The organism is Bartonella sp. CL25QHWL (genome assembly GCF_042195335.1).
In the GTDB taxonomy this organism is placed as follows: domain Bacteria; phylum Pseudomonadota; class Alphaproteobacteria; order Rhizobiales; family Rhizobiaceae; genus Bartonella.
This window is the reverse complement of the sequence record NZ_JBHIOE010000013.1, coordinates 1-24,512: the sequence shown is the minus strand read 5'-3', so window position 1 is coordinate 24,512 and position 24,512 is coordinate 1. Positions and strand designations below refer to the sequence as shown.

Sequence of the window (24,512 nt, the reverse complement as noted above, 5' to 3'; positions counted from 1 at the left end):
TCTTTTATTCACAAAACAAACAAGCACTAAAACACAAAACCAGGTGTTTTGAAAAAACAAGGAAGAGGCTTTACAGCGAGATTAAAAGCACGACGAGCCGAGATGATCCCATCTTCTTTTATATAGATTTGTGCAACAGCAGCATTTCCATACCCTTCAACCACAACAAGACGTCCACAGTCTTTCATTTGATCAAAGATACCCTGAGGAATAAAATCAACAGATCCCTCAATGAAAATCACATCATAAGGTCCCTCAACAGCATATCCTTGCTCTAATGGACCATGAACGACAACCACATTATCACATTGATTACGTTCTAAAGCTTCAAGAGCACGTTCAAAGAGAGATTTATTACTTTCCAGCGCAATCACAGACCCTGCAAGTTTTGCAAGCAACGCTGCACAATAACCACTATTTGCACCAATATCTAAAACAACATCTGATGATTTTAAAGCGGCAAGCTGTAGTAATTTCGCTAGAGATGCAGGTTTCATCAAATAGCGTGCAGGAACCCCATCTTGCTCTGGACATAGAACAATATCGGTATCAAGATAACTTAACACTTTCATATCTTCCGATACAAAATCTTCACGAGACACCGTTAAAAAGGCTTCAAGAACTGATAAATCCGTTACATCGACTGTACGAATTTGATTGTCAACCATTTTGCGACGAAGCTCAGCAAAATCTGCAACCATAACGAATATTTTCTCCTAACCTACAAAAAACAAACCAAACAGCGACAATAAGGGATAAAGATCTCTTAAACTATGGGCATTACAAAAAAGGATGCTACAGTCAACAATTAGATTTTAACTGTATAATCTCTCATACAAAAGTGTCTTCACAAGAATAGAGGGAAATAATCTATTTTCCTATACCTCATCTCCCTTAAAAGCCGTTTCGTTTAAAATCGGCTGGAGGCCTCGCCCGGAATCGAACCGGGATACAAGGATTTGCAGTCCTCTGCGTAACCATTCCGCCACGAGGCCTCGTCAACAAACATAAAGGTTTCAATAAGGGAAGGCAACGCATCCGTCAAGGTGTAGAAATCTTCTCTCGCCTTTTTTCCTCTTATTACACAATTTATCATATTTTTTTTAAAAAAAGTAATTTTATCCTTTGCAAATCAGTATTGCTTTGCTATAGCCTTTTCAAGCTATAGCCTTTTCAACTAAATGATTGGGCACCGTTCCCCGGTAGCTCAGCGGTAGAGCAACCGGCTGTTAACCGGTTGGTCGCTGGTTCGAATCCGGCCCGGGGAGCCACTTTTCTTTTATTCTACGTAATTTGTTGTTTTTTCTAAAGTTTTTAGACATGAGGGATTCGTTAATAAAAGTAATGGAATAGGATTTTTGCAATAAAGTAGAAACGCAATATCCTACCGGATGTATTTTTTGCAATGAACGCAAAAAGCAATTGATTCATTTTAAAATAGCACAAATAAGATTACTTTTTTCAAACTACCGCGCCTTTATAAGAGAACACAGCAATTATTTGCATATTATAAATTACGATTTCTTTCATCAGAGATGAATTATTAAGCTCCATCAGCAATGAATCGCTCTCATATATTTTTTTCCAAAGAAAGAATGATTTGTACTCAATAAAGGAATTAAACTTAAAAGCCTGCTCATGAAGCAATCATTTTGAAAAATGAAAGAAACAACAATCAAGGTCATATATTATCTCCATACACCCCACATAACCTCCTCCCCATCCTAAAAGCAAAAAACATAAAACAAGTCTGTAAACACTCCGACGTCTTATCTAACAGGTTGTTCCTCCTGCTAACCACTTCAACGCTTTACAAACAACCTTGCCTTGGATATTCATGACACTGTCATAAAACATTTAATGCATAAAGTTTTGTAGACTTTATATCCTCCCAAACTAATAGTGTTTTACAGTAAAAACAAAGATAACGAGCTAAATTGTTGAGAATCCTGAGAAAGCCTTCAGAAATCATGACATTCTCGCTATTGTATTATGCAGTCACACGCTTTTTTAAAGAGATATCTCTTAAATCCCCCAAGCCTCTTTCACAGTGACTCCCGTAAATGGTAAAAATGAAATCGATTGATCAGCCCCATCTTTATTTATAATAAAAGCCATACCATCATACTATTTTCCAACTCTCAATCTTAGCAACCCCCCTTGCCTTTGAAAGAGTTTATAAGAACATTTTATTTATTTCTCAAATGTCCATTTATACAATAATTTCACATATAACGTGCAAGTGAATACTTTTGATTAATCCGCATAAATAGCTTCAAAATGAAAAAAATTTTACGATATAATGAACTATTCAATATATAAAACAGTGAGTTATTATTAGACATCAATTTTTAAAATTAAAAGTCATCATTAAAGATAAAACACATCCTATATAAAAATAATTTTATATAAATAAAATCTACTTTTATTCCCATTTTAAAAAATGGGAATAAAGCAAATAAATAATTGCCTCTTACAATAATGATTTTTTAAAGATTTTCAAATAAATCCAAACAGTTAGAGGTTTTTATTTCTAAAAAATGAAAACCTCTAAAGGGTCTTCTTACTTTGACAAGAGTATTTTATAGCTCTTTTCAATTGAGAATAAATCAACAAAAGTAAAAAATCTCCTGTACATGATCTTTTTTCAAGACTTTATCTAAGCAGCCTTCTTAACTGATTTCCGAAAACGAAAAGTCTTTGCACGCTTTGCCACCGCTTTTGCTTTTTTATGCCTCTCATTTTGAGGTGAAGAATTCTTCCGCTGCAACTGTGCGGTATCATCTTTTCGACCTAAAAACTGTTTTTGACGTTTAGATTTTTTAAAACGGCGTTCCTTATCGTTTTCGTTTTCTTTACTTTCTCGCACAATTGGCTTTTCTGGAAACGCTGCAAATTGTTCTGGAACAGCCTCAGCCACCAATTTCATACGAATCAAGCGCTCTATAGCACGCAAGCGGGACCTTTCTATCTTCTCATCAAAAAGCGTAAGTGCTACACCAGATGCACCATTACGTCCTGTACGACCAATACGATGTACATAACTTTCAGCTTCATCTGGTAAGTCGTAATTAATAACGTGACTTATCCCTGGTATATCAATACCGCGTGCAGCAATATCTGTTGCCACTAGGATCTGCACAGATCTTTCACGAAAAGCTTTTAAAGCAGACTGGCGAGCACCTTGTGATTTATTTCCATGAATTGTTGCGACTAAATATCCTATCTTTTCTAAACTACGTGTGACAGCATCTGCCCCATGTTTAGTTCGAGTAAAAACAATAACCGAATCAAAAGCTGGATTTGTCAAAAGTTTACTTAAAACATTCTTTTTTTCATTCGTAGGAACACAATATAATTTTTGGCAAATCTCTACAGCCGTAGTACCTTGAGGAACAACTTCAATTTTAACCGGATCATTGAGTAAACATTTTGCAAGCACAGCAATTTCCCTCGGCATTGTTGCAGAAAAGAGTGCTGTCTGACGCTCTTGATGCAAAAGCTTTGCAATTTGCTTAACATCATGAATAAACCCCATATCCAACATACGATCTGCTTCATCCAAAATCAAAAAACGAGATTGGGAAAGATCAACACACTTTTCACGAACAAGATCTCTCAAACGCCCTGGAGTCGCTATCAAAACATCCACACCTGCTTCCATACGTTTAATTTGTTTTAAACGTGATACGCCCCCAAAAATAAGACATGTTGAAAGATGTGCTCCTTTCGCCACAGTACGGATCGTTTCATCAATCTGAACAGCAAGTTCACGCGTTGGAGCTAAAATCAAAGCGCGTGCAGTTTTAGGACAGCGTTTATCACCCAAAGCCAAAATCTGACTTAAAATAGGTAAACCAAATGCCAAGGTTTTTCCAGAGCCTGTCTGAGCAACACCTAAAATATCGTGTCCTTTCAACATCACTGGAATAGCTTGTTCTTGTATAGGTTTAGGTTTACTCATCCCAGCAATGAGTAAATTTTTAATCAAAAGAGTAGGTAAACCTAACTTTGTAAAAACATTTTCTTCTTTTATAGGCAAAATAAAATCTTTCCTTAGCTGAAGAACTCAAAAGAAGTAACCATCTGAACTCTTCACTCAAGAATCCGCGCAAGAGAAATCCCTGACATTTTAAATGAAGCAACGCCTAAAAAGCGGCTTGCGCAACTTATGAACACCTTGAAATCAAGATAAAGGCGTATAAACTTCACTTTACAAAAAGCCAACAAACCAGCCTAAATGCCTTCATCTCTATTATCTTTGGATTATGATAAAAAAGCAAGAACTTTACGAAATACATTTATCATGAATAAAAACAATATTTAGATCGTTTACTTTTTGATGATTGTGTCTATCGGTAAATGTACCTTGATAAAATCAGGATAAATCTCGAGAAAAACTGGATTTTGTAAAGTTTTTTGACCGCCATAAATTAAATACCATTGGTTTTTATCAAAAATCGCCAAAGTTTTATATTGAATGATGCGATCCTTCATATCAAGAACTGTTGGAATTAAAGCATACAAAGTACCATTATCAGTTTGTAAATACTCTATATTTTCTTTATCTAAATAATAAGCACCAGAAGGCAAACCCTCAAACTTCCTATGCAACTGTTGAAGAAAATCACTACGTAAAGCACTCTCTGTTGTATTCAATCGATGTGCCATCTCTTTATAAAGCCGCTCAGGCATATAACGAGAAATAGGCATAAAATCCCCATTTTTTATAGCATTATTGACATCAACAACGACTCTTGAAAGTTCAGCTTTTTGTACTATCGTTGGCTGAGATGCTAAACTCTGTTGATTAACAATCAAAAAGAAAAATAGACTCAGCACCGAATAAAAAATAGGTTTCATCATTATACTTCTTGTTTTAGTAAAATTTCAGTTTCTCAAATAACAAAATCAAATAACGTTTGATCATCAGTAATATCACGATAACGCCAACCTAACGTTTGAAATTTTTCCTCTAAAAGACAAAAATTACCGTATTTTTTTGTTTCAATCGCAACCAATACAGAACCAAAGTTTCTCGCTGATTTTTTAAGATATTCAAAACGCACAATATCATCATCTGGTGATAATGTGGAAAGAAAATGACGCAATGCACCAGGATGTTGCGGAAAACTAAAAATAAAATATTTTCTCAACCCTTGGAAACGTAAAGAACGCTCTTTAATTTCTGGCAAACGCTCAAAATCAAAATTACCTCCTGAAATAACGAGAAGAATTTTTTTCCCCTTTAACTCTTGAGGAGAAATACTGTTAAGCGCATCAATCGATAAAGCACCAGCCGGTTCAAGAACCACACCTTCCACATTAAGCATTTCAACCATCGTAGAACAAACGCGGTTTTCAGGAACCGTAATGACAGAATCAGCGGGAAATTTCTTTAGAATTGTATAGTTTAGTGCACCAATTTCAGCCACAGCAGCACCATCTACAAAAGTGTCAATGCTTTCAAGCTTAACGCGTTTTCCACTCTCCAAACAAGCAAGCAAACTTGCAGCTCTTTGCGGCTCAACAAAACGAATCTTTGTTTTCCAACCATATTCATGTAAAAACTTGCTCACTCCACTTGCCAAACCACCACCCCCTACCGGCACAATCATCAAATCTGGCTCACTTTCTCCATTGAGTTTTTTCCATTGTAAAGCAGCTTCACAAAGCACTGTTGCCTGCCCTGTAATAATGCGAATATCATCGAAAGGTGGAGCCATTACACCACCGCTCTCCACGACAAAGGATTGCGCAGCTTCATAACATTGATCAAATGTTTCACCAATCAAACGAATATCAATGAATTCTTTGCCAAAAATACGTGTTTTTTCAATTTTTTGTTGTGGCGTTGTCATGGGCATGAAAATCACGCCTTTACGTTTAAAATAACGACAAACAAAAGAAACCCCTTGCGCGTGATTCCCCGCTGAAGCGCAAACAAATGCAGAATCTGGTGATATACAGCTAAGCATTTCTGAAACAAAATTGAAAGCACCACGAATCTTATAAGACCGCACCGGTGTTAAATCTTCACGCTTTAAATAAATTTCTGCATCATACTTTTGACTAAGAAAATCATTTCTTTGAAGTGGTGTTTCAGCAAACACGTGATGCAATCCCACCATAGCTTTTGTGACGTCTTGAATAAATTGACTCATAACACTAATCATTTCACGCTTTATTTACATTATAAAAGCTTTTTCTATCGATAAAGAAAACTATTGTCAGTCAAAATTTCACTAAAAAATGAAAAATGTTTCTTTTGTCATTAATTCTTGATTCAATAAAAGATATAGCTTATGAGAGAACTCACATCGCGGACGTGATGAAAACGGTAAACATAGCAGACTTAAAATCTGCCGGTCGAAGACCTTGCGGGTTCAAGTCCCGCCGTCCGCACCATTGTATCTTAATCTCTCTTATTTTCCAATGATTTATTAAAAATCAACAAAAATTAAAGCACCTTCTAAACCACCTTTCACAACTTTATTATAACGCTATCAGACGGTACCGCGGTGATGCCAAAATACGAATCATTGCTGCTTTTTGAGGTACCTTTTTAGCACGTTGACCTCCTCCTTGTCTTTTAGGATGGAGAGGCAGTTAATCTTGATCTCCTCATCCTTGAGGATGAAGAAATGAGTCGTGTTTTTAACGTTAAGCAGCTTTCACAACAGAGCTTGGTAAAATTCGCTTAGCTTCTGTTGTAACTGATTTGTAATGCTTAAGCTCTTCTTCGAGGTCATTTGCATCTAACAAACGCCTTATAATCAACCCTAATATTTCTCCAACACCAGCAGCACATTCACACTCTTAACAGGAGTAAGATAATATGAAGAAAAGCGAAATGGGTTAGAAATGACCGTGGCTGTCGTATCCCTGATGATTTCGAATCTGTTTATGATTTCGCAATCAAAGAGGGTTTGCCTCCAAAGCGTGTGAAAGTCGAAATGGCAAAATTTCGAGATTACTGGAAATCTAGAGCACGCAAGGATGCACGCAAAACGGATTGGAAAGCAACGTGGCGCAATTGGGTGCAAAAAGCTATCGAGGATTTAGGGAAAGGAAAAAACTATGGAAAATCACTCTCAAAGGCAAAAAAGCGTTGGTGAACGCATCTCAGACAGCACCCTTGATATCGGGTCTCGAGGTCACTTTAAAACACATTCACGAGATGATAGCTCCGGAGTTTCCTTTGGTTTTGAAGAGTGGCAGTGCATTGACACAACAGCAGGAAACGATTGCCTTAGGTGCTTGTGATCAACTTCACGAATTGTTTTCAATAAAAGCGAGCAAAAAGGACATAGCTAAAGCAATTCGGATGCTTTCGTGTGGTTGAAAAATTTCGCAACAGGCAGATCATGAAGGTATGGCGCTTACCTATGAAATGGTTTTGGAAAGTGTTTCTGCGTGGTCACTGATAAAAACGGTTAAACGGACTTTATGCGATGAGTTAGAAGGTTTATCGGATACGTTTTTTCCAAGCACTCGTGAATTCGTAAGATTATGTCGTGATTTGGAAAATAGTCTTTTGACGAAAGCCAATCTAGTACGCAAGGCTGTTTTGAACACCCGTGAAAAAAGGCTGAAAGAAAAGGCAATGAGAGAGAATTCAAGACCACTCGCGTTGGTTGAAAAGCAAAAGCTTGAAGGGATTTTAAATGGTCTTGGGGGAACATTGAAAAACATTGCAGGTTAGTAAACTAGTGAAAATTGCTGATCGTTTTGTGATTGGATGTGCATTTAAATCGAAAAAATGGCACCGTACAGAGCAATTTAAAGATTTTATGATAAAAAACCTATCCTATAAAACGCTCTGTACGATCAAATTTGAGGCAAATAGACAAATTTGTAAAATTAGGATTAAAGCATATTCATTTTAAAACATCTATTCTTAAAAAACCGTAAACAGCCCATGCGAAAGAGATTTGCTGCAACGGCGCTGGATATGCACTATGGGGGGGACGGAGCAGAGGAGTATCTTTACAACCTCTACGAATATGAAGACGGCACAAGAGAGTGTGCAAAGTTTGATGGTGGTCAGTATTACAAAACACCTAAGATTGCGGATTTTAGTACCAAAGCGCAAGTAAAAGCATGGGTTTACGATGGTACTATTCCGAAAAGCGTTCTCAATTACAAACCTCTTATAGACGAGATAAGCAGAGAGATAAAAAAATATTGACTTTATTCAGAGTATATTGCGTATTGCTCTAAATGCGCTTCTTAAACATTTTACACAAAAGCATAAAAAGCTATTGAATCATGGGCTTTATGTTATATTTTTATATAATATTAGAGAGGGAGTTTTATGCACACAACAAAATTACGTAAAGTTGGAGGATCAGTTATACTCTCTATACCGCCTGCATTGATTGATGTTCTTCATCTTACTGAAAATATGCAAGTGGGTTTGGTTATTGACAATGGATAATTGGTTGTGAAACCACAGATATCGCAAAATTACACTCTTGAAGAATTGTTAGCCCAATGTAATCCTTCAGACGATTTTGCGGATAAAGATGTAGAGTGGTTTGATGCTAAACCTGCTGGCAGAGAGCTCTTGTAATGAAGCGAGGTGAAATTTGGTTTGTATCGCTTGACCCAACTTCTGTTTATGAGAAAAAAGGAACGCGTCCTGTACTGATTGTATCACCGGAGGCGTTTAATCATTTAACAAAACACCCATTGTTTTGCCCATTACGAGTGGAGAAAATTTTGCTAGAACAGCAGATTTTGCTATTTCATTGGTGGGAACAGAGCTGCATACAACAGGTGTGATACGCTGCGACCAACCGCGTGCTTTAGATATAGTAGCGCGTAATGGAAAAAGAATGGAAACTATTCCATATATAATTATGGATGAAGTCTTAGCAAGGTTATCAACATTTCTTACTTGAATTTTTTCTACACTTTTTTATGTTTAAAAACACCAACTTTAGGTAAAAAGTAAAAAAGCATAAGATCATGATTTTTTCTGTTGACAATCGGCTAATCAATTTTTCACAGAATAAAAATCAATAATTGACTAATGATGTCATTAATTATGACTCAAAAGGAGCCATAATGAAAGCTGTCATCACTAAGCCAATGTGTGTTGTTGGCGACAATAAAAGCACTGTTCGCTTTGAACCATCAACACCCAATAATCCATTTGTTGAAGTTTCCAATCAAGTCTACGCACGTCTCAAGCGCGCTAATGCTGTAAAACCTTTTATTGGAGTCAAGACAACAGCAAAACCTGACAAGGCAGTTGAACAAATTAAGCAGATAAAACAAGAAGCAGCACAAACATCATCTGAACCAGTGACAGAGGAAATTCCACTCGAACAGCCAAAAGCATCTAAGGTCTCTCAATCATCAACACCTGCTCCTAAAAAGCCTTAGAAGTTGAAATTAAGTATCCACCCAAAATGGTATCTTCAACAGGTGAATGATACCTTCACCAGTCTTCAAGCCCCTCGCCTTAATTGGTCCCCTTTCTGCGTAATGCTGTAAACACCTCTGCAAAACAAGTCGAACGCTTTGCAGAAAAGAAGATTTCTGATACTACATCAGCCCAATCAAAGCGTATTAAGCAAGGTGTTTATATTAAAGAAAAGGCGACAGCAAGGTTTCTTGAGACAGATATCATTCGTTCTGGAACACCGATACTTCTTAAATTTTTTAAAGCAAAAGAACAAAACGCGGCGTGACTTACACAACTGTTTGGAAAAAAACAAATCTTGCCCTATGTTTTTATCAAGGGTGGGAGTTTTCCAAAGCGTGTTGATTTAAAAAAGATGAAGGGTAATGTTTTTCAAAGGGTGAATGGAGATCAATTCCCCATTGCAAAACAAGAGGGACCCTCAACTTCTGAGGTCATGTCAAAGACAGAGATTGCAAGTGCTATTGTAAAAAAGCCAACGAGAGATTAATTGCCAATATACAGAACCAACTTGCTCATCATGAATACGCTGCCAACAAGAAAAGCTAGATTATGTTCTTAAACTTTATCTATATATTACATATCCTTATGAGTTTATGCATTACACACTTTGATTGCAATTTTAAAAACAGATTATCACTTATGCTTTGTTTTTTCCATAAAAAAGTCAATAAAATCAATGTAAAAGGTACTTCCCAGCGGGTTGGCTTCGTTGCGGGGCAGACTAGTGCGAACTATCGCTAGCGACAGAATTTTCAATTTGACTGTACATTGTACACTTAACTCATTGTTGCTACATGCATATAATAGCTTTGTCGGGTATGGTGATGCCATATAACACCCTTCGGGGAAAGGCGTAACGACGGACTAGATGCCGTGTTTTTTAGCGCCCAGCACTCTTTTAGAATGTCATTAAGGAACGCCTAACATCTAAGAATTCTTTATGAATACCATTATTAAAATTACTGAATTATGTGGCAAAAGGCATGACAATATTATGCGTGACATCAAGAAAACGCTTGAAGAACTTAACCCCCTCAAATTTGAGGGGGTTGATTTTGGTGGCACTACCTTGATAACAAAGGTGAAAGCCGCCCTTGTTATAACCTGCCAAAGCGTGAATGCTTAATTCTTGTTTCTAGTTACAGCACTGCCTTACGAGCAAAGATAATTGACCGTTGGAAAGAGTTGGAAAGACAAGTAGCTATTCCACAAATTGATTACTCCAAACCCGAAGTATTACTTGGCGCCTTAAATCATCTACAAAATCAAATTGAGCAGAAAGACCATGTTATTTCAGAATTAGCACTAAAAGCAAAAAAGGCTTCATAGACTGTTCTGCCATCACCATTCAAAAACCGGATGGAACAGAAAAGGTGCTGCCTTCAACAAAAATCACACCTAAAGGATTGGCATGTTTGAGAGAACGAATCCATGGAGGTGTGCAATGAAGGTAAATACTAACTTCTTATGCGATTTATGGATGGCATTATCTCAATTTTCTAGACATGAAAATATGAGTGATAAGATTGTACTGCTCTGGTTGACATCATGAGTTTAGTAGAAAAAGCTTTGATTTTAAAACTTCAAGATGAAGTGCCAATCCTTCTTTCGATATCTTTCTCATCTGACGCTCCATAAAAAAAGCCCCACAAAAGTGGGGCTGGATAAAATGATGTTCTAATCAATCTCGCGCTAATTATAATAAAGTGGCTCGCTACATCCACGGGCGCCTATTTTTTCATCTTCTACATAACGAGAATGCGCAAAATTCCGTACAAGATGATCATTGTTAGAGCCACCAGTCCAATCGCCTCCTCCCAACATAACATTTATGTCTACACGTAAACTGCTTCCTTGCTCCCCTGTATGCCATTTAGTCACTGGATAACAACCAGACAAATATTGCCAAACATAACCGCACCATCCTCACAACCGATATGCGAAATCATCCGTCTATTGTTTGTATCAACGTGTCCTCCAGACGTCTTAAGAGAAGGCGCTTGATTGCCGACAATACTGGTTGCTTGATTACTTCCATACATACTTGGCGAAAACTCATCACTCGTCAAAAATCTCTTATTAACAGACCAAAAATCAAAGGCATGATCTGCATAGCTACGATTGGTCGTAATCGGAACACCATATGCCGACTTTGCATTTACACCTGTCCCTGATTGAAGATAAATATCAACCCAAATATTATGCCACGGATTGTAAACCATTCCCTCTGGGTCACTACGTGGACGGTGATTTAAACACCAAACAGAATTAGGCAAAATATCCCCTGCTTGATAACCCGATAAGAGATGACCTTCAATCTCACCAACATCCGCACAAAGCGTATGAAATCCGCCAATCTTTTGAGAATTATCCTCTGTATAGCCATCAGGAGCCGTCGGATTTTGCGAAAGCTTAAGGGCTATCTCATTCGTCTGATCTTTTAGGACGATATATATAATAATCCTTTCCTGCTTCAATATATTCTTCAAAAGACGCACTTCCACGCACTGGAATGCGGTAAAAGATGGACCTATCCCCATTCTCACCGCCACGATAAAAGCGAAAACACGCCCCTGCATTGATCACAAGACCTTTTCTATTGTGTGAATCGGCTTCCAGAATTCTGTCAGGTTGATTAAAACGCACATTCTCTAAAAAATTAGTGGAAAGAGAACCTACCTTACTTTGAAGTTCAGAAAGACTGTCACTGTTCCTCTGTGCCTTCTCTTGAACTTCTGTCAATGCACTCTTCGCTTCTTCCGCTAACACTTTTGCCTCAGAGGCGGCTGTATTCGCAGAATTTGTCGTTGCTGTCACCGTGTCTAATGAACTCTTGACCTCTCCAAGCCCTTGCTTCGTCGTATCAGCTTCTTCCTTTGCTTGCTCCGCAACACTCTTCGCTTCTTCCGCTGTCGACTTCGCAGTCTCAGCTACTTCCTTGGCTTCTACAACCAAAGGTTCTACCTTACTGCCTTAGCCTGTACTGCTTCACAAATGATCAGATCAAATTCTGGTAAACCGTATTTCTTTTGCGCATCCGCAATCACTTGGATTAATTGGTAAGTAGCAAACACCACGGTCATTGCATTCGCTAAGACTTTATTTGTTTTTTTCAAAGCTTTTGAACATCAGTTGGTAGCTGATAGAGCAAGATCTGAAACATCGAATTCGACAACAGCATCTTTGTTTTTCGACGCTTGCCAACTTATGTATCAGAATACACCGCAAAGGAACGAAACGGCACTTCTGTATAGCGTGTCCATTCTCTTATCGTTTGTGACATCAAAGTCAGAAAAGGCACGAAAAACAAAACACGCTTGCCAGTTCTGGTTATTTGTTCTGCTATCTTAAAGATGGTAAAAATCTTCTCCGTTTCAAATGCCATAATAAGTTTGCCACGGTCTGCTTCTTTTAAACCCTCAGAGACTTTCTCATACTTTTGGATTTGTTGAAAAGTTACCCCTAATTGATGCCCTAATTGCTTTTGAGACATTCCCAGCATTGTTCTTTGAAAGCGAATTTTTTGCCTATAGAAATGTCGTTAAAATGTAGCCTTTTGCTTTTCACTCTTAAGCTCCCCCCGCTGAGTGCAAGCACCCTCGCATTAGTATTCCGAGAGCCTGAAAGTACTGAGTTCGAGTGAGCTTTTTTTTACTTTTAGTGCTCATCGCACCTAGACATAGAAAAATATCCCATAATTCCGAGACACCCACAGAGTGGGCTCATTTATGATCGAACTTTAGGGCTTTCAACCCCTACTGATCGCTGCGTAGACGACCAAAATCACTCTTTAAGTAATAAAATCATTTCAGGAAATTGGCAATCAAAATTAAAATAATCTCAAAGACTATAAGATTGGGCACTCTTCAAAAGAGAGCCAATGCGAAGAACTGTCATCATGGTTAGTCATCACCCCACACAATGCTTCTTTTTCAGAAAACGCAAAACGCGATATAAGAAAAAATGTTGTTTGCAAAGTTTTCTCTTGCCTATACAAAGAGAAAATGAAAAATTTGGAGGGCTCCCATGATAAATGACATCTACTGTGTTGGATACAATTATGTTGAACATGTTCATGAACTAGGTAATGTTGTTGAAGATGAACCCGTTATCTTTAGCAAGCCAAAAAGTTCACTCGTTTTAGGCAATGAAATTTATCTCCCTAATTTTTCCAAAGAAATACATTTTGAAACCGAAATTGTGCTCAAAATCTCAAAGGACGCTTTCATGATCATGGAGGAAGAAGCAGAAGAATGCTATGATGCCGTAGCAATAGGTCTTGATCTCACAGCGCGGGATTTGCAAACAAAACTGAAAGAAAAAAAGCTTCCTTGGCTTTTATCGAAAGGATTTAAAGGCGCCGCATACGTCTCTGACTTCATAAACAAGGAAAAAATAAACAACCCAATAACCTTTGCAATGAAGTTAAATGGCGAAACAAGACAAGTTGGCAATACGAAAAATATGATCTTTAACTTTGAGAAGATAATCTCATTTTTAAGTCACTACATTCAGCTAAGACGTGGTGATCTCATATACACAGGCACTCCACAGGGTGTCGGAAAACTTTCTCAGTTTGACAGAATAGAATTGTATCTCGAAAATCAATTAATTTCAGAGCTAAAAGTAAAATGAATCATCAAATACTGACCTTTTTCATTGTTTCATTTTTTTTAGTCATCTCACCGAGGCCGAATATGGCCCTTATCATCGATAATGCAACGAGATTGGGAAGAAAGAACGCATTTGTAAACGTTTTAGGATTGTGTACAGCAACATATGTGCATGGGGCATTTTCCACACCTAGGTGTATCAGCGCTCATTCTCAACAACAAAACGCTGTTTTTTTTAGTAAAACTCATAGGTAGCAGCTATTTATTATACATGGGCTTTAAATCAATTAAATCTGGAATACACAGCTTAAATTCAAAAGAAAGAAGTTCAACGAATGAAAAGCATGCTACGAGTGAAACAAAGCTTTTAACCAGCTATATGGACGGTTTTCTGACACAAATACTAAACCCCAAAGTATCTATATTTTACATAGCAGCTTTTCCAAAATTCTTAGCTTCTGGAGGTAGCATTAAAAAAGGTTTTGAACTTGTCACAATACATTCTTTCAACATCTTTGCATGGTTTACTTTAATGACCATTTTTATATCATTTGCCAGTACCGCCTTAAAAAAGCAGCGGGTAAAAGACTCGATTAACATTGCGACAGGAACAGTTTTATCTCTGTTTTCTTTTTTCATTTTCTTTGGATAGTTTTATCTTTTGATAACAAATTGTAAAGTTAATAGAGCAATCTTTTCCTGATTCTGTCTCTCACTATGAATAGCTCAATCTCTAACAGAGCTTATACAATCCCCAGTTCTTTTTTTCTTTATATAACTGAATTACGTTGCATTTCTTTATCATACTCTCAAGGACGTTTGTGTAAACAATGTGAGTTTCTCGCAACATTTTATAAAATGTTACCAATATCTAAACAAAATCCTTATTCATCACTTTTAAAAAAATAAGCTATGATATTCCTCTTTTCGTTTATGAAACAAAAGTAACTTTTTGATTTATGATAGCACCATACAAACAAAAAAATGATTTTAAAAATCATTTTAATTTTCCATTAAAAATTGTTTCTTAAACTAAGATGAGAACTCTCGAGTGCTATTTGAGCAAAAAGTAAAACTCTCACCATTATGAATAATAATAAATAATGCACTGATTACAAATAATAAGTTTCAAAAAATTATAAAAACTCCTGACAACTTTCTGAAATAATTTTAAAAGCCCCACGTCTTTTAATGAACAATTTATTTGTTATTAATAACAAAAAAAGCTCCCTATTCAAATATCTGTTACGTTATTTAAGAGGACAACATTCTCTTTTTTCAAAAGCATATTCCTAAAACATATTCTTTTCTTTATCCACACAAAATCATAAAAAACGTTTTTTTCCTTTACACCTCATTTATATCATGCTTCGATACGAAATAATGCTTTTTTAGTGTAATTTAATCTCAAAATAATTAAAGGGAACCCCCAAAAAATGAGCTACAAACAAAATTTAAAAGATAATTCTCAGAATAAGTTGCAGCGTGGACTACACAACCGACATGTACAACTTATAGCCATTGGTGGTGCTATTGGAACAGGTCTCTTCATGGGGGCAGGAAAAACAATTAGTGTAGCAGGTCCTTCCATCATACTCGTTTATGCTATTATCGGTTTTGCTCTATACTTTGTCATGCGTGCTATGGGAGAATTGTTGCTTTCTAATTCACAATACCGATCTCTTATTGATTTTTCAACCGATATGCTAGGACCGGGAATAGCTTTCTTTGTTGGCTGGAGCTATTGGTTGAGCTGGGTTGTAACTGGAGCTGCTGACATTATTGCCATCATCACTTATATGAACTTTTGGTGGCCAACACTCAATCCATGGTTTACCGTTTTTACCTGCATTAGTGTCTTTTTAATCTTTAACCTCTTTGCCGTGAAACTATTCGGTGAACTTGAATTCTGGTTTGGTCTTATCAAAGTCGTCGCAATTTTAGCATTAATTGTTGTGGGATTTTATATGATCGTTACGGGCTTTACCTCTCCCAATGGTACGGTTGCTTCTCTCAATCACGTATGGAACGATGGAAATATCTTTCCGCGAGGAATGACAGGTTTTTTTGCTGGATTTCAAATTGCCATTTTTTCTTTTGTTGGTATAGAAATTGCTGGAACAACCGCTGCTGAAGTAAAAGAACCTAAAAAAGTTCTCCCCAAAGCAATTAATGCAATACCGGTCCGTATTGTACTCTTTTACATTTTTTCTCTCGCTGTAATTATGTCTGTCACACCTTGGGATCAAATTGTTCCAGATAAAAGCCCCTTTGTCTCGATGTTTTGGCTTGCAGGCATTCCGATAGCTGCTGGCTTGGTGAACTTTGTCGTTATCACCTCAGCTGCCTCTTCAGCAAATAGTGGTATTTTTTCTACCAGCCGTATGATATATGGGCTTGCAACACAAAAAGGTGCCCCTCCAATTTTAGGTAAACTTTCCAGATACCATGTTCCAGCCAATGCTCTATTCTTTTCCTGTTTATGTATTTTAATAGGGTATACAATTGCCTCACTCTCTCCAAGCCTCATAAGTGCTTTTACAATTGTGACAAGCATTTCAGCTATTGCATTTTTATTCGTATGGTCTGTAATTTTGGTTAGCTATATTGTGTATCGTCGCAATCGCCCTCATCTACACGCTGAATCCATTTATAAAATGCCAGGAGGTGTTGTCATGTGTGGGATAATTTTAGTTTTCTTTGTTTTCATGCTCTATTTGTTGACATTAGAAGCTGATACTCTACTAGCCTTAAAATATAGTATATTCTGGTTTGTTTTCTTGGGTATAATGTATTTTATGTTTGTAAAGAAAAAAATAACTCAAGGTAACAAATAAAGTCTATACATAAAAACATCTCAAAAAAGGGTAATTTTAATTACCCTTTTTCTGCTTAACCTCCTCCCCAAACATCAAAAAACGACGATTCCTACCGGCACCGGTTTGTAAACAATCCGGCTTATTAAGGGGGAATGCTGCTGATCATTTATATGGTTCACCTACATAAGGCTCTATGGGCTAGCCCTGCCCTGAACACCACCACCCATTCTAAAAATACTTAATGTGTAAAATGTTATATGCTTTATATCACTACTCTACACAACAGTACTTTACTGTATAATAGGATAAGAACGAGCTATTCTGTAAAGAATTCTCTATAAACTTCACTGACATTGTTTACTAATAAAACATGAGATTTTATCTAAAACTTCCCCCCCCAAAAAAATTTATATTCAATTTTTTATCAAAATTAAAAATATAGCTCTAAACAGAATATATCTTAATAGCTATCTGCAATAAAAAAAGATTCTATGAAAATATTTTTCTATTTGTAATAAATTTTAAATATAAATACTTAAAGATAAATTTTAAATATGTTTTTTCATATTTTAAATAATAGTTTAACTACTTAAACTTATTTTCTTTATATATAAAGTTTTATATTTAATAAATTTACAATTTTATTTATATTTTTCTATATATAAAAATCTACATTAATAAATAATTTTAAATATAAAGATATTTATACAATAAATTACTATAAATAAATATACATAAATATAAATTATTATTTATATACAACTATATATAATATATAATATAAATTATATTATATATTATATATATAACTTATGTATAAAACATAAAAAATCAAAAAAATATAATACAATTTATCTTTTGTTTCTTATATATAAAATAATTATTCCATTAGTTAATAATGTTTTTGCTTTATTCACATATAGTAATAGAAAAAAATTCCTTTACTCCTTAACCATAGCGTGTTCCGATAGAAGGAATTACCTTTTTTAGGGTAATTTTTATTTAAAAATAACTAAGGAGAACTCCCCCAAAATGAACAAACAAAATTTAGAAAAAAAACCTAAGAAGAAATTGCAACGTGGACTACATAACCGACACATACAACTTATAGCCCTTGGTGGAGCGATTGGAACAGGTCTCTTCATGGGATCAGGAAAAACAATCAGTGTAGCAGGCCCCTCAATTCTACTCGTTTATGCAATTATTGGTTGTGCTCTATACTTTGTCATGCGTGCTATGGGAGAGTTACTGCTTTCTAATACACAATACCGATCTTTTATTGACTTCTCAACCGATCTTCTAGGGCCATGTGCCGGATTCTTTATCGGCTGGACATATTGGTTGTGTTGGATTGTCACTGGAACTGCTGAAATTATTGCTATTGTCACTTACACACACTTTTGGTGGCCTGAACTCAATCCGTGGATTCCTGTTATAATTGGTCTTATGTCCTTTTTAATTCTTAACCTCGTCGCCGTAAAACTATTTGGCGAACTTGAGTTTTGGTTTGGTTTTATCAAAATCGTAGCAATTCTAGTCCTAATCGTTGTAGGATTTTATATGATCTTTACCGGTTTTGTTTCTCCAAACGGTACGGTTGCTTCTCTTAGCCATATATGGAACGGTGGGAATATTTTTCCGCGAGGAATTACAGGCTTTTTTGCTGGATTTCAAATTGTTATTTTTGCTTTTGTTGGCATTGAACTCGCTGGAACAGCTGCTGCTGAAGTAAAAGAGCCTCAAAAAGCTTTACCACAGGCTGTTAATTCAATACCAATCCGCATTGTATTCTTTTATATATTCTCTCTTCTTGTGATTATGTCTGTGACGCCGTGGGATCAAATCAGTCCAGAAAAAAGCCCATTTGTAACAATGTATGCACTTATTGGTATTCCAACTGCTGCAGGTTTGATGAACTTTGTTGTCCTCACAGCTGCCGCATCTTCAGCAAATAGTGGAATTTTTTCTACCAGCCGTATGATATATGGGCTAGCAACACAAAAAGGTGCTCCTAAATTTTTAGGAAAACTTTCTCGTAACCACGTTCCAGCCAACGCATTATTCTTTTCATGTATATGCATCTTATTTGGTTATGCCGTTGTATCGTTATCTCAAACACTCATAGCTGCTTTTACAATTGTTACGACAATTGCCGCAACTTTGTTTATATTTGTATGGTCTATCATTTTGATCAGCTATATCATCTATCGCCGCAATCGTCCTCTCCAGCATACTGTCTCTCCTTATAAAATGCCAGGAGGTGTTGTTATGTGTTGGGCGCTTCTTGTTTTCTTTGCATTCATTATCTATTTATTGTCATTAGAAGCTGACACTGCCATAGCTTTAAAATACACTCCAGCATGGTTCATATTTTTAGGAATTGTATACTTTCTTTTTGGGAAAAAGAATTATGCAAAAAATTAAAAAATAAAGCTTATATTACAAAAAACATATAAAAAAGGGTAACTAAAGTTACCCTTTTTTGATATTTATCTATAAAATTATAAAAGCTATTGACAAAATATCTCTGTAGAATCTTCAATTACGCTCTTTATCAACCAAAGCATTCGATTTTATCCAAGGCATCATAGAACGAAGTTTTTTACCAACTTCTTCAATAGGATGATTATCATTTAAACGCCGCATACTTTTAAAATGAGCAGCACCAGCTTTATATTCTTGAATCCAATTCGATGTAAATTTACCCGTTTGAATATCTTTCAATATACGTTTCATTTCTGCTCTGGTTTTATCCGTAATCACACGTGGACCAGACATATATTCACCCCATTCAGCTGTATTAGAAATCGAATAATTCATATTTGCAATGCCCCCTTCATACATGAGATCAACAATCAGTTTAACCTCATGCAAACACTCAAAATAAGCCATTTCCGGTGCATAACCTGCTTCCGTTAGTGTTTCATAACCTGCTCGAATCAATTCAACAAGACCACCACAAAGAACCGCTTGTTCACCAAAAAGATCAGTTTCGCACTCTTCTTTAAATGTTGTTTCAATCACCCCAGCACGTCCACCACCAAGTCCACATGCATAAGACAATGCTACATTATGTGCATGCCCTGAAGCATCTTGCGCCACCGCTATTAAACAAGGAACACCACAACCCCGTTGGTATTCATTACGAACTGTATGACCTGGACCTTTAGGAGCGATCATCACAATATCAACGTTTTTTTTAGGTTCAATCAAGCCAAAATGAATACTTAAACCATGAGCAAAAGCAATTGCTGCCCCGTCGCATAAATGATCATGAATATGTTCCTTATAAATATCAGCTTGCAATTCATCTGGTGTTGCCATCATGATGAGATCTGCCCATTTTGCTGCTTCAGCAACACTCACCACTTCAAAACCATCGGCCATAGCCTTTTTAACTGTTTCCGACCCTGAACGCAAAGCTATTTGCACATTTTTAACACCGGAATCTTTCAAGTTTAAAGCGTGCGCACGCCCTTGAGAACCATAACCAACAATGGCTACTTTTTTCCCTTTAATGAGATTAACATCCGCATCACGATCATAATAAACACGCATAAAAAAATTCCTTCTTTCTCTATTTAAACTGGATTTCAGATTATTTTTATTAAATAAGAAACATTATCTTTAGTGCATCACACACTTATAAAGACAAAAAACACCGCTTATAAAAACACAGCAATTGAATAATTTTAAAGTTTACATATTGCATAGAAAAAACTGTAATCCCCAAACATTCCTAAAACATATACAGATCCCCAAATAACTTCAACTGCTATTCTACAAAAATAATAATTACACAAAATAAGATTTCTAAAGAAAATTTAGCTAATATTCTACTCTTCTATCGTGCAACAAAACGCTATATTCTAAAAATTAAGATACAACATACAATTTTTAACATGAACCAAATCAATATGGATAGCAAGAAAAATTACAAAATAACAAGTATTGTTTTAATACAACCTTCAAAAGCATATACAACAATATCTTTAGAATAATAGAGAGGATGTTTTTACTTTTTACGTTCTTTAATATCCACGCTTCTCACGCAAAAAAGAACACCCCCATACGGCCATTATGTTATCCATTTATGGCGCCTTATAAAAAAATTTTAATATGCTCGAGCCCTTTTCAAGAATCCCCTATAATAGTCTAAGATTTATTGCACACCACTCTCTTTACTTCATAAAGCTACAAGTCGATATCATCATTCTATTTAACAGCTCCTATTGCATTAAGCTTACTCATAAGGAGATTTTACGTTATACTATTTACAGATAACCCGAAAATGAGCTCAAATATCAAGAAAATTTGTGTATTGATCCATTAAAATCCTACGCACTCCTTTATAATGGAAATACTTTCAAAACCCTATTTCTTCTCCCTTCAAAGAAATTATAGTAAGTAGATTTGGTAAAATTTCCTCATAATGGATGGTATATCAAAAAGCATTTCATACCCTAAAAAACACAAAAAATAGAAAGCTACCAATAAACAGAGGAAAATAGAATATTTTATAATGTATGCTAATAGTGCTACTTATCTCAACATGTATAAAATTGTTTTTTAAGATAAATTGACAAACCTCTATAAAAATTTCTCTTCCAATTTTTATAGAGAAAAAAAGATTACGATAATAATCGGATAAAACGCTGAACAGTCTCATGCATTCCATACTCCAACGCATCAGCAATAAGCCCATGGCCAATAGAAACTTCATCAAGCCAAGGAATCTTTTTGACAAGAGCAGGAAGATTCATAATTGTTAGATCATGCCCTGCATTCATACCTAACTGCAACTCTTTTGCTCTTCTTGCTGCTAAAACAAGTTTATTGAGCTCTTGAACTTGTTTTATTTTGTCCTGAAATGCACCACCGTAAGGTCCCGTGTAAAATTCCACACGATCAGCACCCATTGCTTTAGCAATATCAAGACCATCGACAGTAGGGTTAGCAAAAAGGGATACACGAATCTTTCTTTTTTTTAAATTCTGAATAATAGGTGCTAAAAATTCTGCATCATGAGCAAAATTCCAACCATGATCAGACGTTGACTGATCTGGATCATCAGGAACAAGGGTAATCTGATCCGCGTAGTTTTCAGCGATATCTAAAAATTGATCACTGGGATAACCTTCAATATTAAACTCAGCTGTAGGAAAAGCGTTCTTGATTAAACAGTATATATCTGGCAAATCCGCAAAACGAATATGCCTTTCATCAGGGCGTGGATGAACCGTCAAACCTGCTGCTCCAGCAGCAAGCGCTATATGCCCAATATTCGTTATACTTGGCCACGGAAGATTACGTCGATTACGCAAAACAGCAACAGCATTAAGATTAACCGAAAGTTTTACCGCCATGCCCATTTCCATTTTTTTATAGTGTGTAACAAGATAGAAAAAAGGCATTTTCCATCTGAAACTTAGATGATATACATATTTTTTTCTATCGAACAATCATTAAACGTTCTGCTGCGCGCGTAATTCCCGTATAAAGCCAGCGCGCATACATATCACGAAATGCAAAACTTTCATCAAACAAAACGACATTATTCCATTGAGAACCTTGCGCCTTATGAACCGTTAATGCATACCCATAATCAAAATCATCATATCGCTTTTTTAATTGCCATGAAATTTCTTGATCAGGGTTTTCAAACGCTGCTTTTAAAAGTTTAATCTTTGCTACCCTACGCTCACTTTCTTCTGGTTTAACAAGAAGATTAATACTCGGTTTAACTGTCTCCTTCTGTGAAGTCATCACCTTCCATAAAGAGCCATTCAACAAACCTTTAATAGGATCATTTCGCAAACACACCAGCTTATCTCCTGCTTGCGGATAATCTGCTGTAAATTCTTTTAACACACGCAAACGCTGATTATAAAGGTAGCGCGTACGATTAACCCCCACCAATACCTGATCAGCATCCAAAACCAATTGTTGATTGACCTCTTTACGTGTAACAACACGGGCTTCACCATAGTCACCATAAGCAATATCGCGTCCTTCACGCACGTCCATAGCAAGACGTATAATCGGATTATCTCGCGCTTGCCGATGAATTTCTGAAAGAAGAAAATCTGGTTCTCCACTGGAAAAAAATCCTCCACCTGATATAGGAGGCAATTGGCCTGGATCACCAAGAACAAGAATTGGCGTCCGAAAACTCATTAAATCACGCGCCAATTTTTCATCGACCATCGAACACTCATCAACAATAATGAGTTTAGCTTGTGCAGCAGCACTTCTTCGATTTAATGTAAATGTTGGAGCGATAGACTTTTTTCCTGTTATTTCATCGGAAACTTCCTCTTCACCACGTGGACAATAAATCAGCGAATGAATCGTACAAGCATTGCTTGCACCTTTAGAACGTAAAACCTGCGCCGCCTTCCCTGTAAAAGCAGCAAACTGAACAGAACCATCAACTGTTTCTGCAAAATAGCGCGCAAGCGTCGTCTTACCCGTCCCCGCATAGCCAAAAAGGCGAAAAAGAGGAGAACGCCCTTCCTTCAACCACGCGGCAACAGCCTTCAATGCATTATCCTGTTCCCGTGAAAACTGCATAGCTTACCAACATAAGATTTGCATAAAAAGAGCAGTATTTTGAAAAAAAACTACTATCAAGAAAAAATTTTTTATTAAGAATTGCTGATACACGCCCATCTAACAACTTTCGTAGCACAATTATCAATTATTTACCCATTGCTTTTTCAAGATATTGTAACAATCTAAATTTTATCTATACATCGATCTTCTTGGTAACACTTTATGCGTATCAAATAAAATATCATTTTTTACAACAGTAACACCAACAATGGAAGATGCATATCTTAAATTTAAAATAACACCTCTATACGCTTTTTCTAACCAAAATTTAGAATGAGAAAAAGAGCATTGCAATTGCAAAACCCTCACTAGAAAAAATGTCCTTAACAGGATAAGAATAATGTAATTTTTGAACGCTATTTTACACAATCAATCAGCTTTCTTGCACATAAAAAATAAAGTACATCCACTATTACGAAATAATAATAAATATATCAAAAACCTTTTGGCAAAAATAGAAATAGCTCTCAACAAAACGACTTAATCCTATGATGATACACCTATAAGGTTCCTATTTCCCTCTTATCATGATTTTAATAAATTTACTCTTCATGCTACAAATATGTTATATCTCAACGAATAAAGAGAGACATCACGCTTTATCTCGCACAAATATGGAACTTTTTCTGTTTCAACAATAAAATATGGTTCGTAAGTATGGCCTTCTTGGTAGTCTATTATAAGAAAACTGGGACATGGTTTCATGTCCAGCGTAGCACTTCAGGTTCGTCCTCTAGAATATGAGAAAAGCGCAATTCTCCATCGACTGAGTCAAACTTTTTCTTTTTGTCGCAATGTTTTAAAGTTTATAAAAACTAACTGATTAATACTATTCTTATTGCTAGAAATAACAAGACCTCTTTTTATCTATATAGATAATTGATTTTATATATCTTTTTTAAAGTACGGGACGCGTAAATAAAAGTTAGGGAATAGGATTTTCTAACATTTGTCTACAACAGTAGCATTTTCTTTTCTTTGCGCTTCGCTAATCATCTCTAATAATGTTTTGAATGCTTCTAAATCCTC

At 36.1% G+C, this 24,512-nt stretch carries 19 protein-coding genes, 3 tRNA genes and 5 pseudogenes; 15 read left to right on the top strand and 12 right to left on the bottom strand.

All coding sequences use genetic code 11. The features are described 5' to 3' along the window. Positions 1 to 26: 26 nt before the first annotated feature. Together ACFILY_RS07645 and ACFILY_RS07640 are read right to left on the bottom strand one after the other, a co-directional pair. Complete coding sequence (locus tag ACFILY_RS07645) at positions 27 to 701, bottom strand: protein-L-isoaspartate O-methyltransferase (protein ID WP_273791442.1); 675 nt, start codon at positions 699 to 701, stop codon at positions 27 to 29. A 220-nt stretch (positions 702 to 921) separates the two neighbouring features. Then, positions 922 to 995 (bottom strand) — tRNA-Cys (locus ACFILY_RS07640). A gap of 201 nt (positions 996 to 1,196) precedes the next feature. On the opposite strand from ACFILY_RS07640, the gene ACFILY_RS07635 reads away from it, so the two are divergent. After that, positions 1,197 to 1,271, top strand: a tRNA-Asn gene (locus ACFILY_RS07635). 1,388 nt (positions 1,272 to 2,659) lie between these two features. Here the strand turns inward: ACFILY_RS07635 and ACFILY_RS07630 are convergent. From ACFILY_RS07630 to ilvA, 3 genes are all read right to left on the bottom strand, one after another. Beyond that, the gene (locus tag ACFILY_RS07630; RefSeq protein ID WP_273791441.1) at positions 2,660 to 4,042 is read right to left on the bottom strand and encodes a DEAD/DEAH box helicase; all 1,383 of its coding nucleotides are present in this window, start codon (positions 4,040 to 4,042) and stop codon (positions 2,660 to 2,662) included. A gap of 290 nt (positions 4,043 to 4,332) precedes the next feature. Next, positions 4,333 to 4,863: a hypothetical protein gene (locus ACFILY_RS07625; protein ID WP_375631485.1), complete on the bottom strand. Its 531-nt coding sequence runs from the start codon at positions 4,861 to 4,863 to the stop codon at positions 4,333 to 4,335. A 35-nt stretch (positions 4,864 to 4,898) separates the two neighbouring features. Then, on the bottom strand, positions 4,899 to 6,176 hold the full coding sequence (gene ilvA, locus ACFILY_RS07620; RefSeq protein WP_375631476.1) for a threonine ammonia-lyase IlvA: 1,278 nt from the start codon (positions 6,174 to 6,176) through the stop codon (positions 4,899 to 4,901). A gap of 146 nt (positions 6,177 to 6,322) precedes the next feature. Between ilvA and ACFILY_RS07615 the strand changes: the two genes are divergently transcribed. The 10 genes and pseudogenes from ACFILY_RS07615 (at position 6,323) to ACFILY_RS07570 (ending at position 10,884) form a co-directional block, all read left to right on the top strand. After that, positions 6,323 to 6,408, top strand: a tRNA-Leu gene (locus tag ACFILY_RS07615). Between the two features lie 548 nt (positions 6,409 to 6,956). Further along, positions 6,957 to 7,118 carry a hypothetical protein gene (locus ACFILY_RS07610; protein WP_342753378.1) on the top strand — a complete coding sequence of 54 codons (162 nt, stop codon included), beginning with the start codon at positions 6,957 to 6,959 and terminating at the stop codon, positions 7,116 to 7,118. Further along, the gene (locus ACFILY_RS07605; RefSeq protein WP_375631477.1) at positions 7,115 to 7,345 is read left to right on the top strand and encodes a hypothetical protein; all 231 of its coding nucleotides are present in this window, start codon (positions 7,115 to 7,117) and stop codon (positions 7,343 to 7,345) included. The genes ACFILY_RS07610 and ACFILY_RS07605 overlap by 4 nt, the downstream gene beginning before the upstream one ends. Before the next feature lie 30 nt (positions 7,346 to 7,375). Continuing rightward, positions 7,376 to 7,705 carry a hypothetical protein gene (locus ACFILY_RS07600; RefSeq protein ID WP_375631478.1) on the top strand — a complete coding sequence of 110 codons (330 nt, stop codon included), beginning with the start codon at positions 7,376 to 7,378 and terminating at the stop codon, positions 7,703 to 7,705. A gap of 171 nt (positions 7,706 to 7,876) precedes the next feature. Then, positions 7,877 to 8,191: a hypothetical protein gene (locus ACFILY_RS07595; RefSeq protein ID WP_375631486.1), complete on the top strand. Its 315-nt coding sequence runs from the start codon at positions 7,877 to 7,879 to the stop codon at positions 8,189 to 8,191. Between the two features lie 126 nt (positions 8,192 to 8,317). After that, positions 8,318 to 8,575, top strand: a pseudogene (locus ACFILY_RS07590) (AbrB/MazE/SpoVT family DNA-binding domain-containing protein). Continuing rightward, positions 8,575 to 8,906 (top strand): annotated as a pseudogene (locus ACFILY_RS07585) (type II toxin-antitoxin system PemK/MazF family toxin). Before ACFILY_RS07590 ends, ACFILY_RS07585 begins: the two co-directional pseudogenes overlap by 1 nt. Positions 8,907 to 9,072: 166 nt before the next feature. Next, positions 9,073 to 9,393, top strand: a complete 321-nt coding sequence (locus ACFILY_RS07580) for a hypothetical protein (protein ID WP_375637777.1) — start codon at positions 9,073 to 9,075, stop codon at positions 9,391 to 9,393. A 3-nt stretch (positions 9,394 to 9,396) separates the two neighbouring features. Beyond that, positions 9,397 to 9,982: pseudogene (locus ACFILY_RS07575) on the top strand (hypothetical protein). Positions 9,983 to 10,376: 394 nt separating this feature from the next. Continuing rightward, positions 10,377 to 10,884 (top strand): annotated as a pseudogene (locus ACFILY_RS07570) (Rha family transcriptional regulator). A gap of 244 nt (positions 10,885 to 11,128) precedes the next feature. Here ACFILY_RS07570 and ACFILY_RS07565 read toward each other — a convergent pair. The 4 genes and pseudogenes from ACFILY_RS07565 to ACFILY_RS07550 form a co-directional block, all read right to left on the bottom strand. Next, positions 11,129 to 11,317, bottom strand: coding sequence for a hypothetical protein (locus ACFILY_RS07565; protein ID WP_375637778.1), 189 nt, complete (start codon positions 11,315 to 11,317; stop codon positions 11,129 to 11,131). After that, a complete protein-coding gene (locus ACFILY_RS07560) occupies positions 11,314 to 11,925 on the bottom strand; it encodes a hypothetical protein (RefSeq protein ID WP_375637779.1) in 612 nt (203 codons plus the stop codon). Before ACFILY_RS07560 ends, ACFILY_RS07565 begins: the two co-directional genes overlap by 4 nt. Continuing rightward, a complete protein-coding gene (locus ACFILY_RS07555; RefSeq protein WP_375631481.1) occupies positions 11,861 to 12,391 on the bottom strand; it encodes a hypothetical protein in 531 nt (176 codons plus the stop codon). The genes ACFILY_RS07560 and ACFILY_RS07555 overlap by 65 nt, the downstream gene beginning before the upstream one ends. A gap of 32 nt (positions 12,392 to 12,423) precedes the next feature. After that, positions 12,424 to 12,884 (bottom strand): annotated as a pseudogene (locus ACFILY_RS07550) (DEAD/DEAH box helicase family protein); the annotation flags it as partial. Positions 12,885 to 13,462: 578 nt separating this feature from the next. Between ACFILY_RS07550 and ACFILY_RS07545 the strand changes: the two are divergent. From ACFILY_RS07545 to ACFILY_RS07530, 4 genes are all read left to right on the top strand, one after another. Further along, positions 13,463 to 14,071 carry a fumarylacetoacetate hydrolase family protein gene (locus ACFILY_RS07545; RefSeq protein WP_375612032.1) on the top strand — a complete coding sequence of 203 codons (609 nt, stop codon included), beginning with the start codon at positions 13,463 to 13,465 and terminating at the stop codon, positions 14,069 to 14,071. Between the two features lie 150 nt (positions 14,072 to 14,221). Then, a complete protein-coding gene (locus tag ACFILY_RS07540; protein WP_375637780.1) occupies positions 14,222 to 14,701 on the top strand; it encodes a LysE family translocator in 480 nt (159 codons plus the stop codon). Between the two features lie 784 nt (positions 14,702 to 15,485). Next, positions 15,486 to 16,886, top strand: coding sequence for an amino acid permease (locus tag ACFILY_RS07535; protein WP_375637781.1), 1,401 nt, complete (start codon positions 15,486 to 15,488; stop codon positions 16,884 to 16,886). Between the two features lie 1,014 nt (positions 16,887 to 17,900). Further along, entirely contained in the window at positions 17,901 to 19,292 is a 1,392-nt protein-coding gene (locus tag ACFILY_RS07530) for an amino acid permease (protein ID WP_273790746.1), read from the top strand. Positions 19,293 to 19,406: 114 nt separating this feature from the next. On the opposite strand, the gene ilvC is transcribed toward ACFILY_RS07530, so the two are convergent. From ilvC to ACFILY_RS07515, 3 genes are all read right to left on the bottom strand, one after another. Further along, positions 19,407 to 20,426, bottom strand: coding sequence for a ketol-acid reductoisomerase (ilvC, locus tag ACFILY_RS07525; RefSeq protein ID WP_375637782.1), 1,020 nt, complete (start codon positions 20,424 to 20,426; stop codon positions 19,407 to 19,409). A gap of 1,073 nt (positions 20,427 to 21,499) precedes the next feature. Continuing rightward, entirely contained in the window at positions 21,500 to 22,234 is a 735-nt protein-coding gene (locus tag ACFILY_RS07520; RefSeq protein WP_273790748.1) for a pyridoxine 5'-phosphate synthase, read from the bottom strand. A gap of 85 nt (positions 22,235 to 22,319) precedes the next feature. Beyond that, positions 22,320 to 23,441, bottom strand: coding sequence for an ATP-dependent RecD-like DNA helicase (locus tag ACFILY_RS07515; RefSeq protein WP_375631484.1), 1,122 nt, complete (start codon positions 23,439 to 23,441; stop codon positions 22,320 to 22,322). Positions 23,442 to 24,512: the final 1,071 nt, after the last annotated feature.

Bases quoted from the DNA above. Each gene is read 5' to 3' on its own strand.
- ACFILY_RS07645 (WP_273791442.1), bottom strand. From the start codon at position 701: ATGGTTGCAGATTTTGCTGAGCTTCGTCGCAAAATGGTTGACAATCAA.
- ACFILY_RS07625 (WP_375631485.1), bottom strand. From the start codon at position 4,863: ATGAAACCTATTTTTTATTCGGTGCTGAGTCTATTTTTCTTTTTGATT.
- ilvA (WP_375631476.1), bottom strand. From the start codon at position 6,176: ATGATTAGTGTTATGAGTCAATTTATTCAAGACGTCACAAAAGCTATG.
- ACFILY_RS07610 (WP_342753378.1), top strand. From the start codon at position 6,957: ATGGCAAAATTTCGAGATTACTGGAAATCTAGAGCACGCAAGGATGCA.
- ACFILY_RS07600 (WP_375631478.1), top strand. From the start codon at position 7,376: ATGGCGCTTACCTATGAAATGGTTTTGGAAAGTGTTTCTGCGTGGTCA.
- ACFILY_RS07580 (WP_375637777.1), top strand. From the start codon at position 9,073: ATGAAAGCTGTCATCACTAAGCCAATGTGTGTTGTTGGCGACAATAAA.
- ACFILY_RS07545 (WP_375612032.1), top strand. From the start codon at position 13,463: ATGATAAATGACATCTACTGTGTTGGATACAATTATGTTGAACATGTT.
- ACFILY_RS07540 (WP_375637780.1), top strand. From the start codon at position 14,222: ATGGGGCATTTTCCACACCTAGGTGTATCAGCGCTCATTCTCAACAAC.
- ACFILY_RS07535 (WP_375637781.1), top strand. From the start codon at position 15,486: ATGAGCTACAAACAAAATTTAAAAGATAATTCTCAGAATAAGTTGCAG.
- ACFILY_RS07530 (WP_273790746.1), top strand. From the start codon at position 17,901: ATGAACAAACAAAATTTAGAAAAAAAACCTAAGAAGAAATTGCAACGT.
- ilvC (WP_375637782.1), bottom strand. From the start codon at position 20,426: ATGCGTGTTTATTATGATCGTGATGCGGATGTTAATCTCATTAAAGGG.
- ACFILY_RS07520 (WP_273790748.1), bottom strand. From the start codon at position 22,234: ATGGCGGTAAAACTTTCGGTTAATCTTAATGCTGTTGCTGTTTTGCGT.
- ACFILY_RS07515 (WP_375631484.1), bottom strand. From the start codon at position 23,441: ATGCAGTTTTCACGGGAACAGGATAATGCATTGAAGGCTGTTGCCGCG.